General features: G+C 70.5%; 9 protein-coding genes, 1 pseudogene and 1 riboswitch. Of the genes and pseudogenes, 6 read left to right on the top strand and 4 right to left on the bottom strand.

All coding sequences use genetic code 11. The features are described from left to right. The first annotated feature begins 206 nt into the window (after positions 1-206). The 3 genes and pseudogenes from ACRDP3_RS21385 to ACRDP3_RS21375 all read left to right on the top strand — a co-directional run. A complete protein-coding gene (locus ACRDP3_RS21385; protein WP_027764781.1) occupies positions 207-680 on the top strand; it encodes a bifunctional nuclease family protein in 474 nt (157 codons plus the stop codon). A 212-nt stretch (positions 681-892) separates the two neighbouring features. Beyond that, positions 893-1,483 (top strand): MerR family transcriptional regulator, encoded by a 591-nt coding sequence (locus tag ACRDP3_RS21380; protein WP_431518596.1) that lies wholly within the window; start codon positions 893-895, stop codon positions 1,481-1,483. 33 nt (positions 1,484-1,516) lie between these two features. Next, positions 1,517-2,860, top strand: a pseudogene (locus ACRDP3_RS21375) (DNA polymerase IV); the annotation flags it as partial. A 50-nt stretch (positions 2,861-2,910) separates the two neighbouring features. On the opposite strand, the gene ACRDP3_RS21370 reads toward ACRDP3_RS21375, so the two are convergent. After that, positions 2,911-3,324, bottom strand: coding sequence for a PRC-barrel domain-containing protein (locus tag ACRDP3_RS21370; protein ID WP_431518595.1), 414 nt, complete (start codon positions 3,322-3,324; stop codon positions 2,911-2,913). Between the two features lie 270 nt (positions 3,325-3,594). Next, positions 3,595-3,692, top strand: a riboswitch (glycine riboswitch). 190 nt (positions 3,693-3,882) lie between these two features. On the opposite strand from ACRDP3_RS21370, the gene gcvP reads away from it, so the two are divergent. Then, the gene (gene gcvP / locus ACRDP3_RS21365) at positions 3,883-6,768 is read left to right on the top strand and encodes an aminomethyl-transferring glycine dehydrogenase (protein WP_431518594.1); all 2,886 of its coding nucleotides are present in this window, start codon (positions 3,883-3,885) and stop codon (positions 6,766-6,768) included. A 97-nt stretch (positions 6,769-6,865) separates the two neighbouring features. Here gcvP and ACRDP3_RS21360 read toward each other — a convergent pair whose 3' ends face one another. Both ACRDP3_RS21360 and ACRDP3_RS21355 read right to left on the bottom strand, forming a co-directional pair. Beyond that, the gene (locus ACRDP3_RS21360) at positions 6,866-7,072 is read right to left on the bottom strand and encodes a DUF5999 family protein (protein ID WP_431518597.1); all 207 of its coding nucleotides are present in this window, start codon (positions 7,070-7,072) and stop codon (positions 6,866-6,868) included. 284 nt (positions 7,073-7,356) lie between these two features. Next, entirely contained in the window at positions 7,357-7,962 is a 606-nt protein-coding gene (locus tag ACRDP3_RS21355) for a hypothetical protein (protein ID WP_431518593.1), read from the bottom strand. 493 nt (positions 7,963-8,455) lie between these two features. Between ACRDP3_RS21355 and ACRDP3_RS21350 the strand changes: the two genes are divergently transcribed. Beyond that, positions 8,456-9,952, top strand: a complete 1,497-nt coding sequence (locus ACRDP3_RS21350) for a glutamate--cysteine ligase (protein ID WP_431518592.1) — start codon at positions 8,456-8,458, stop codon at positions 9,950-9,952. 122 nt (positions 9,953-10,074) lie between these two features. Further along, complete coding sequence (locus ACRDP3_RS21345) at positions 10,075-10,881, top strand: CPBP family intramembrane glutamic endopeptidase (protein ID WP_431518591.1); 807 nt, start codon at positions 10,075-10,077, stop codon at positions 10,879-10,881. 13 nt (positions 10,882-10,894) lie between these two features. Here the strand turns inward: ACRDP3_RS21345 and ACRDP3_RS21340 are convergent. Continuing rightward, positions 10,895-11,101: PhzF family phenazine biosynthesis protein (locus ACRDP3_RS21340; RefSeq protein ID WP_431518590.1), on the bottom strand; the 207-nt coding region annotated here is incomplete at its 5' end.

The raw sequence follows: 11,101 nt of genomic DNA, 5'->3' as shown, positions 1-11,101 counted from the left end.
CCCCAGGGCGGCGCCGAGGGAGGCGGCCCGCGCGCGAGCTTGCCGCCCTGCCCCTGCAGCTGCCTGACGCCCTGCTCCGGTCAGCCCCGCGGACGCGTTCTTCCTGACAGCGCCACCCGGAACAGCCCTGGCCGCCTCGGCTCCGGCGACAGCCCGGGGCGGGTCCCGACTACCCAAACAGGCGGGGCACGGCCTAGGGTTGCTGTGTGAACGAGCTCGACGTTGTGGGTGTCCGGGTCGAGATGCCCTCCAACCAGCCGATCGTGCTGCTGCGCGAAGTGGGTGGCGACCGGTATCTCCCCATCTGGATCGGCCCCGGGGAGGCGACCGCGATCGCCTTCGCGCAGCAGGGCATGACGCCTGCGCGCCCGCTGACCCATGACCTGTTCAAGGACGTCCTGGAAGCAGTGGGGCAGGAGCTCACGGCTGTCCGTATCACGGACCTGCGGGAGGGCGTGTTCTACGCCGAGCTGGTCTTCGCCAGCGGTGTCGAGGTCAGCGCGCGTCCGTCCGACGCCATAGCGCTGGCGCTGCGCACCGGGACCCCGATCTACGGCAGCGACGGCGTGCTGGACGACGCCGGGATCGCGATCCCGGACGAGCAGGAGGATGAGGTGGAGAAGTTCCGCGAATTCCTCGACCAGATCTCCCCCGAGGACTTCGGCACCAGCAGTCAGTGAGGCCACATCCCGCCGCGCCTCGGTCTCCGAGTGAGCGATCAGGGATCGCATCCGGCCAGCTTTTCCCCGCGGAGGGTTACGGGAAACCACTCCTTGGGTGATTATCACTCGGCGTGCCGAGTGTGGCGATCGTTGACGCACCCCAGGTGACTGCCTACCTTCAGTGAGGCAGGTCCCGGGGATGCCCCGGGATGTGAGGGACGGAGGTCGGCGTGAGAAGTACCGGCGACGGTATGGCAGCGGATGGCCCTCCACTGTTCGAGGGCGCCGTGCGGCGGGTCTCCGCCCAGGGCTCCCGGGAGGACTCGGCCGACGCTGTCGGATACCGCGGGCCCACAGCCTGCTCGGCGGCCGGCATCACCTATCGGCAGCTGGACTACTGGGCGCGTACGGGGCTGGTGGAACCCAGCATCAAGCCCGCGTTCGGCACCGGGGGTCAGCGGCTCTACAGCTTCCGTGACGTCGTCGTACTCAAGATCGTCAAGCGGCTGCTGGACACCGGGGTCTCGCTGCAGAACATCCGTACAGCCGTGCGGCATCTGCGCTCCCGCGGTGTGACCGATCTGGCGCAGATGACGCTGATGAGCGATGGTGCCACGGTCTACGAGTGCTCCTCGCCCGACGAGGTTGTCGATCTGCTGCAGGGCGGCCAGGGCGTGTTCGGGATCGCCGTCGGCGTGGTCTGGAAGGACGTCGAGGGTGCCCTGTCACAGCTGCACGGCGAGCAGGTGGAGACCGGCGAGACCATCATCGGCGATCATCCCGGCGACGAACTCGCGCGGCGGCGCAACCGCGCCGGCTGAGAGTGTCAGTGGCGTGCGGCAGCATCGGGAAGTGTGAGAAGCGCACCGACGATCCTGCATCTGGACATGGATGCCTTCTACGCCGCCGTGGAGCAGGCATCCAAGCCCAGTCTTCGCGGGAAACCGGTCATCGTGGGTGGCCTGGGCCCGCGCGGGGTGGTCGCCACGGCCTCGTACGAGGCCCGGACGTTCGGCGTCCATTCCGCCATGCCCATGGCGCAGGCGCGCCGTCGCTGTCCCCATGCCGCCTACCTCACTCCACGCTTCAGCCTCTACCGCGAGGTCAGCGAGACCGTCATGGAGCTTCTCGGGCGGCTGTCACCGTTGGTGGAGCCGCTCAGTCTCGATGAGGCCTTCGTCGATCTGGAGGCCGGGGGAACGGCGACGCCGGATGCGCGGCCCTCGGCCGTCCGGGCGGTCGGGGAGCGGCTGCGCGACACGATCAGGGACGCGACCGGCCTCAGTGGCTCCGTCGGTCTGGCCGGGTCCAAGATGCTGGCCAAGATCGCCTCGGAGGAGGCCAAGCCGGACGGGCTGCTGCTCATCACGCCGGGCACCGAAAGGGAGCTGCTGGCTCCGATGTCCGTACGGACCCTGCCGGGCGTCGGACCCGCTACCGCGGAGGTTCTGCGCCGGTCGGGAATCATCACCATCGGGGAGACCGCCGAGGCCGGGGAGGCGGAATTGCTGCGGTTGCTGGGCAGAGCGCACGGCAGTTCGCTGTATGCGATGGCGAACGGCAGGGACGACCGGCCCGTGATCGCGGAGCGGGACGCCAAGTCCGTCTCCGTCGAGGACACCTTCGATGTGGACCTCACCGACCGCGCTCTGGTCCAGTCGCAGATCGCCCGGCTCGCCGACCGGTGCGTGGAGCGACTGCGGGGGGCGGGGAGATCAGGGCGGACTGTCGTGATCAAGGTGCGCAGCTATGACTTCTCCACCCTCACCCGTTCGGAGACGCTGCGCGGCCCCACCGACGATCCGGGAGTGGTACGCGAGGCCGCTGCCCGGCTGATCGAAGCCGTGGACACCACCGCCGGAGTGCGGCTGCTGGGTGTGGGCGTCAGCGGACTCGCGGATTTCACGCAGGAGGACCTGTTCGCCCAGGCGCAGGCCACCGCGGTGGCGGCCGAGGCTGCTCAGCCGCACCAGGAGGACGCGGCGCTGCTGCCCGACCCGGCCGTCCCGCTGGAGCCGCACGCGGACCGGCGCTGGGTTCCGGGGCGGGACGTGTGGCACGCGGAGTACGGCCCTGGCTGGGTGCAGGGCAGCGGCCTGGGACGGGTGACCGTGCGGTTCGAGTATCCGGGGTCGCCGCCCGGCAGGGTGCGCACCTTCGCAGTGGAGGATCCTGACCTGGAAGGTGCTGAGCCGCCGCGACTGGTGGCGGGGGAGCCGGCACGACAGGGACCCTCGGGTCCGCCCGGTCAGCTCTCGGAGGGCGCTATCCGCCCGAAGTCCAGGTCCTGGGCAGGCGCGGGTGAGGGGGACGGGGAGGATGAGGGAGACGGGCCGGATTCCCCGGCGGCCGGGACGTCCAGCCCGTAGTGGAGATAGAGCTGGAGCTCCTGCCGCGGGGAGAGGTGTCTGCCCACGCCGAGATCCGGGGTGTTCCTGATCAGTGCGCGCTCGAAGGGGACGTGGAGCACCTGGCCGACCAGTTCGCTCGGCCCGAGGGGGACGAACGCGTCGCGACGGAAGAGGCCGGTACGGACGGCAGCCCACTCCGGCTCGCCTGTGGCGTCGTCGAGATACACCTCGCCCACCCTTCCGATCTTGCTGCCGCTTCTGTCGAGCGCTCTGCGCCCGATCAGGCCCCGCGGGTCGATGTCGGTCTGCAATGTCCCTCCAACTGGTCGCGACTGCGTCACCGGTCCGCTGCGGATGCGGTGGCCGGGCCGGCGTCCGGTGGGTCTGACGAGCCCCTCCCTGGGCCCCCTCGGCGCTGTTCCGGGCTCCGTGTACGCCGGCCGGTGCCCCGGATGGCCGTGGGACCGGGTGCTGGTCCTACGGGCCGTGCTACCACCAAAGGGCACAATTCAGCCATTGGCCACTCGAGCGCACCGGCGGCTCCTGCCGGATGCGGCGCTGGTAGGCTCGAAAGCGGCTGACGACCCCGAGCGGGAGAGTCCTCCGGCGGCAGCGTCGGAGGCGCCGAAGGAGCAAATCCTCCCCGGAATCTCTCAGGCTCACGTACCGCGCGGGTGAGGTCACTCTGGAAAGCAGGGCGGGCCACGAACAGTGCCTCGGCTCTCCCTCACCGACGGTGAAAGCCGGGCCGACCGCACAGCCGGGCGGTCCGGTGAAACTCTCAGGTTGCGATGACAGAGGGGGAGGCCGTCCGGGCACCCACGCCGTGGTGCCCCTCGTAGGTCGCAGCGACCAGGAGGCCCCCGCAGATGACCGCCAACCGCATCCCCCTCGCCGATCTGGAGCGTGGCACGCCCTTCGAGCACCGGCACATCGGTCCCGATGCCGGCGCTCAGGCCAAGATGCTCGCCCAGGTCGGATACGGCTCACTCCAGGAGCTGACCGCCGCGGCCGTACCCGAGGTGATCAAGAGCAACGAGGCCCTGGACCTTCCGCCCGCGCGCAGCGAGGCCGACGTGCTGGCGGAACTGCGTGCCTTCGCCGGGCACAACCAGGTGCTGCCTTCCATGATCGGCCTCGGTTACCACGGCACCTTCACCCCGCCCGTGATCCTGCGCAACGTCATGGAGAACCCTGCCTGGTACACGGCGTACACGCCCTACCAGCCGGAGATCTCGCAGGGCCGGCTCGAGGCACTGCTCAACTTCCAGACCATGATCGCCGATCTGACGGGGCTGCCCACCTCCGGCGCCTCGCTCCTGGACGAGCCGACCGCCGCGGCCGAGGCCATGGCGCTCTCCCGCCGCGTCGGCAAGGTCAAGCAGGGCGTCTTCCTCGTCGACGCCGACTGTCTGCCGCAGACCGTCGCCGTCATCCGCACCCGCGCCGAACCCACCGGGGTCGAGGTCGTCGTCGCCGACCTGGGCGACGGCATCCCGGCGGCGGTCGCCGAGCGGGGTGTCTTCGGAGTGCTGGTGCAGTATCCCGGAGCCTCCGGCGAGGTGCGTGATCCGCGCGCCGTCATCGAGCAGGCGCACGAGCTGGGCGCGGTCGTAACCGTCGCCGCCGATCTGCTCGCCCTCGCTCTGCTCACCTCGCCGGGCGAGCTCGGCGCGGACATCGCCGTCGGCTCCAGCCAGCGCTTCGGCGTCCCCATGGGCTTCGGCGGGCCGCACGCGGGCTACATGTCGGTGCGCGACAGCTACGCGCGGAGCCTGCCCGGCCGTCTCGTCGGCGTCACCAAGGACGCCGACGGCGACCAGGCCTACCGGCTCGCCCTGCAGACCCGTGAGCAGCACATCCGGCGCGAGAAGGCCACCAGCAACATCTGCACCGCGCAGGTGCTGCTCGCCGTGGTGGCCGGAATGTACGCGGTACACCACGGCCCGGACGGGCTGGCCGCCATCGCCCGGCGTACGCACCGCTACGCCGCGCTCCTCGCCGAGGGGCTGCGCAAGGGCGGCGTCGAGATCGTGCACGGCAGGTACTTCGACACCGTCACCGCACGGGTCCCGGGCCGTGCCGCAGAGGTCGTCGCGCGGGCGCGCGAGGCCGGCGTGAACCTGCGGCAGGTGGACGCCGACCACGTCGGCATGGCCTGCGACGAGACCACGAGCCGTGGCCAGCTGGCCGCCGCCTGGTCCGCCTTCGGCGTCGACGCCGATATCGAAGAGCTGGACGGCGCGACGGCGGACGCGCTGCCCGAGGAGCTGCTGCGCACGGATGAGTATCTGACCCATCCGGTCTTCCACGACTACCGCTCCGAGACCGCGATGCTGCGCTATCTGCGCAGGCTCGCGGACCGGGACTACGCGCTGGACCGGGGCATGATCCCGCTCGGCTCGTGCACCATGAAGCTCAACGCCACCACCGAGATGGCGGCCGTCACCTGGCCGGAGTTCGCGGCGCTGCACCCCTTCGCCCCTGCCGAGCAGGCCGCGGGCTACCTCACGCTCATCCAGCAGCTGGAGGCACAGCTCGCGGAGATCACCGGCTACGACCGGGTGTCCCTCCAGCCGAACGCGGGTTCCCAGGGTGAACTGGCCGGACTCCTGGCTGTGCGCGCCTACCACCGCTCACGCGGTGACGAGCAGCGCACCGTGTGCCTCATCCCGTCCTCCGCGCACGGTACGAACGCCGCCAGCGCGGTGATGGCCGGAATGCGGGTCGTCGTGGTCAAGACGGGCGAGGACGGCGACGTGGACGCCGACGACCTGCGTGCCAAGATCGAGCAGCACGGCGAGCAGCTGGCCGTACTGATGGTCACCTACCCCTCCACGCACGGTGTCTTCGAGGAGCACATCACCGACATCTGCGCGGCCGTGCACGACGCGGGCGGCCAGGTCTACGTGGACGGCGCGAACCTCAACGCGCTGATGGGACTGGCTCGGCCTGGCAAGTTCGGCGCCGACGTCTCCCACCTGAACCTGCACAAGACCTTCTGCATCCCGCACGGCGGCGGCGGCCCCGGAGTCGGCCCGATCGGTGTACGGGAGCACCTGGCTCCGCACCTGCCCAACCACCCGCTGCTGCCCGCCGCCGGACCGGCGACCGGGATCGGCCCGGTTTCGGGGGCACCGTGGGGCTCGGCCGGCATCCTGCCGATCTCCTGGGCGTACGTTCGGCTGATGGGAGGTGAGGGGCTGCGCCGCGCCACGCAGGTGGCGGTGCTGGGCGCCAATTACATCGCCAAGCGTCTGGAGCCGCACTACCCGGTGCTCTACACCGGGCCACGCGGCCTGGTCGCGCACGAGTGCATCATCGACGTCCGGCCGCTGACCAAGCGGACCGGCGTGAGCATCGACGACGTGGCCAAGCGGCTGATCGACTACGGATTCCACGCACCGACCATGTCCTTCCCGGTGGCCGGGACGCTGATGATCGAGCCCACCGAGAGCGAGGACCTGGCGGAGCTGGACCGCTTCTGCGAGGCGATGATCATGATTCGCGCCGAGATCGACAAGGTCGGCTCGGGGGAGTGGCCCGCCGAGGACAACCCCCTGCGCAACGCGCCGCACACCGCGGGTCAGCTGAGCCGGGAGTGGGAGTACCCCTACGGCAAGGAGGAGGCCGTTTTCCCGCCGGGGGTACGCGCCTCGGACAAGTACTGGCCTCCGGTGCGACGGATCGACGGGGCCTTCGGCGACCGTAACCTGGTCTGCTCCTGTCCGCCGGTGGAGGAGTACGACGACTGACGCGGATCACGGCACACGTCAGGGCCGGTGCGGCGAACGCCGTGCCGGCCCTGTCCTCGACCGCTGCGCCATGAGGCCGCGGTGTCAGGTCGCGGTGTCAGGCCGCGGTGGCGATGTGCCGGGTGCTGAGCGGGCGGTGCGGATCAATGATCTTGCCGTCCGGGAGCAGTTCACCGGTGTCCTCGAAGAGCAGTACGCCGTTGCACAGCAAGCTCCAGCCCTGCTCCGGGAAGTGCGCCACAGGATGGGCGGCCTCCCGGTCGGCGGAGTCGGCGGTCGGGCACGGTGGCTGGTGCTCGCACATTTTCGCTGTCGTCTTCCGTTGTGTCGTGGTGTCCGTGCTGCGGCTGGTCCTTATGGCCATGGCCGCCCCCGTTCCTTCGGTCTGTCCCCAGTGTTCCCCTGTGGACTCGAATCCGCAGGGATTTCGCGTCACCACTCCTCAACCAGGACAGACGCGTCACCCGTGCGGGCGGTTGCCCTCAACTGGGCCGCTCTTTCGGGCGGTTCGCCGCGCATGAGAGCGGGCCGGGACCATTGGTGCTCGCAGAAACCGGCGCGCGGTAGGCCGTACCGTACCGCAACTCCTCACACCGGGGTCCTCAACCGCGGTGAGGCCACCACTCGCCGGGTCAGCAGCGGCAGCAGCGCGTCCACCCGGTGCGGCTGGTGTGCCGCGATGCCGGGCGGCGCGGGCGCCAGCGGTATCAGCAGGTCCGACGGCTCGGGGGTGCCTTGGGCAGCGTCGGCGCCGGGGTCGCCGTGCAGCCACAGCGTGAGCATGTACAGCTGGGGCACGGACAGCAGCCTGGGCTGGAAGGCCGTGGGCAGCGAGCCGGCCTGCTGCAGAGCGCGTTCGGTCGAGGTGACGTAAGGACCCTCGCAGAAGTACGCGAAGGCCCAGCCGTCGGCCGTGAGCACCGCCTCCGCCGCGCCGACGGAAGCGGAGCCCGCCGGGGCGGCGGTGTCGCGGAGCAGGAAGCGCCATCCGGTGAGCCGGGTGGGCGCACTGCCCGCCGGCCGGCCGACATGGGTCATTTCGTGGACCGGCAGCGGGAGTTCCGGGTGCAGGGAGTGCTGAGATCTTCGTACGGCCACCGGCGTGCGGGCCTCGTGTACGGCTGTGGGAGAGCGGAGAGCCGCGAGAACACTGCGCAGTGCGGGGGCCGGGGCCGGGGGGACATGCAGCGGCATGGTGGATCGCCTCTCACTCGGACACGTGTACTGGGGATGGCGCGGACAGCACTGTCGGCGTTGGGAGGGCTGCGAGAAGGCGGCTGAGGCGTCGACTGCCGGGTGCCGGGCGATCCGGTGATGCCGCGTCGCTGCCTTGCCCGGAGTTTATACGACAGGTGTTCTGCCGGAATTTCGCCTAGCGTCATCCGGTTCCCAGGGCAAGGCTGTATCCCGTCAGTTTTTCAGGGCTTTCACCGCTTACTCCTGACGCCTCGTTCCGCAGCCTGGGGAAACCCGGCGATGCGGTCGGCCTGATCTCGTCGGTCTTTTTTACGAGGGCGTGTGCGAGTGGCGTGGGACAGGTGCCGTATGCCAATGGAATGTGCCGGAGAACCTGTCAGGTGCCAGCGTACCGGAAGCTGGGTACCGGGGTCGGTGGCGAGGCGTTATCCGTCATCTCGCCGGGCATCATGGCTGACACCACTCGGCCGTATCGAGGAGGGACGCCCCGATGGGTGAGAAGGTCGTGGCCGACAGGTTCGACCTGTCCGATCGGCATCGGTACCGGCACAAGCTCCGGCGGTGCCTCGACGCGCTGAGGGTCCTGCTGGACGAGAGGCGGTTCGAGCGGCCCCGCAATCTCATGGGCCTGGAGATCGAGCTGAATCTCGCGGACGGCGACGGACTGCCCCGGATGATGAATGTCGAGGTACTGAGGCGCATCGGGAGTCAGGATTTCCAGACGGAACTCGGACAGTTCAATCTTGAGGTCAATATCGTTCCGCACCCGCTTTCCGGGCGGGTGCTCGACCAGTTGGCGGAGGAGCTGCGCACCGGACTGGGGTATGCCGACCGGCAGGCGCGTGCGGCGGGCGCGGGAATCGTGATGATCGGCATTCTCCCGACGCTCACGGACGACGACCTGGTGTCGAAGAACCTCACCGCCGTGGACCGCTACAGGCTGCTCAACGATCAGATCATGGCCTCCCGGGGCGAGGAGGTCGTGCTCGACATCTCGGGTGTCGAGCGGCTGACACGTACCTCCGGCTCCATCGCACCGGAGGCCGCCTGCACCTCGGCGCAGCTGCACCTCCAGGTCACGCCCGACCGCTTCGCGGACGTGTGGAACGCTTCGCAGGCGGTGTCCGCGGTGCAGATCGCGATGGGAGCCAACTCGCCGTTCCTGTTCGGCCGGGAGCTGTGGCGCGAGTCCCGGGTGCCACTGTTCCTGCAGGCCACCGACACCCGGCCGGCGGAACTGAGCGCGCAGGGTGTGCGGCCGCGCACCTGGTTCGGCGAGCGCTGGATCAACTCGGCCTATGACCTCTTCGAGGAGAACTTCCGCTACTTCCCGGCGCTGCTGCCGATCTGCGACGGGGAGGACCCGCAGCGGGTGCTGGCCGAGGGCGGCATCCCCGGACTCCCCGAACTGGTGCTGCACAACGGCACCGTCTACCGGTGGAACCGGCCGGTCTATGCCGTCTCCGACGGTGTCCCGCACCTTCGGGTGGAGAACCGGGTGCTGCCCGCCGGGCCCACCGTCACCGATGTGCTGGCCAACACCGCCCTGTACTACGGCCTGGTGCGCAGCCTCGCCGACGAGCCGCGCCCGGTCTGGACCCGGATGCCGTTCGCGGCCGCGACCGCCAATTTCGAGGCGGCCTGCCGGTACGGCATCGACGCCGAGCTGAGCTGGCCGCGCTCCGGCCGGGCGGGCGGCCTGGCAACGGTCTCCGCCGTGCGGCTCGTGCAGGAGGAACTGCTGCCGCTGGCGGCGGCGGGACTGGACGCCTGGGGCCTCGCGAGCGCCGACCGTGACCGCTATCTGGGGGTCATCGAGGAGCGCTGCCGGCACCGGGCGAACGGGGCTTCGTGGCAGGCCGCTGCCTACCACCGGGCCATCGACTCCGGCCTCGAACGCGAGAAGGCGCTCGCGGCGCTCACCCGGCGCTACTGCGAACTGGCGCGCACCGGCGAACCCGTACACACCTGGTCCGTGAACACCTAGACCCGGTTGCCGCGGGGGCCACCCGGCCCCTCGGACGACCCCCGCTCCGTACACCCCGGAGCCGTCGGGCAAGCTGAGGGTGCAGCGCGGAGGAGGACACTCGGCTGAACCTGGAGGCATGTGTGCGGTCGCAAGCGCGTGACGGCTCTTCGTCCTCGTTCCCCGCGGCGGAACTCTCCCCGCGCACGCTGCGGCAGGAGACGGTGCTCGTACTGGCGCTGTCGCTCGGTGCGAGCGCGGTCTCGGCGCTGATCAGCTTCGTCGGATCGGTGACCGCCCCGGGTGCGCTGGCGGACCAGGCCGCGCGGCTCAACACCTCGCGGGCGCCGGACCGGCCGTGGCTCGACCTGGCCTGGCAGCTGTTCGGGATCGCTACGGCGCTGGTGCCCGTGGTGCTGGTGGCGCACCTGCTCACGCGCGAGGGGGCGGGCGGGCTGCGCTCCATCGGGTTCGACCGGCGCCGTCCCGGCTTCGACCTGGGCCGGGGGCTGGTGCTCGCGGCGGTCATCGGGGGCAGCGGGCTCGCCCTCTACCTGGTGGCCCTGCAGGCCGGCTTCAATCTCACCGTGGTGCCGGAGTCGCTGCCGCACGTGTGGTGGCGGATTCCGGTGCTGATCGCCTCAGCGGCGCAGAACGCGGTGGTGGAAGAGGTGATCGTGGTCGGCTACCTGCTGCGCAGGCTCGGCCAGGCGGACTGGTCGCCGTGGGCGGCGCTCGCCGCGAGCGCGGTACTGCGGGGCTCCTACCACCTGTACCAGGGCATCGGCGGAATGGCCGGGAACATGGCGATGGGCGTCATCTTCGTGCTGCTGTACCGGCGTTGGGGGCGGGTCGCGCCGCTGGTCGTGGCGCACGCTGTGATCGACATCGTGGCCTTCACCGGCTACGCGGTCTTCGCCGGGAAGGTGGACTGGCTGCCCACCCGCTGACACCCCGGGGGCGTCAGAACTCGGCGCGCAGCTGGGCGTCCAGCACGGTGACAGCCGTGCCCGTCAGCTCGGTACGGTCGCCGCGCAGCGTCGTGCGGACCCGGCCCGTACGCGCGGAGCACTGCAGCCCGGTCAGCGTCTCGCGGCCCAGCCGTCCGGACCACAGCGGGGCCAGGGCGGTATGGGCGCTGCCGGTGACCGGGTCCTCGGGGATGCCGAC

It is taken from the genome of Streptomyces sp. (genome assembly GCF_050698815.1).
GTDB lineage: Bacteria > Actinomycetota > Actinomycetes > Streptomycetales > Streptomycetaceae > Streptomyces.
Note: the sequence above shows the minus strand (reverse complement) of the source record. Positions and strands in the feature narration are given on the sequence as shown.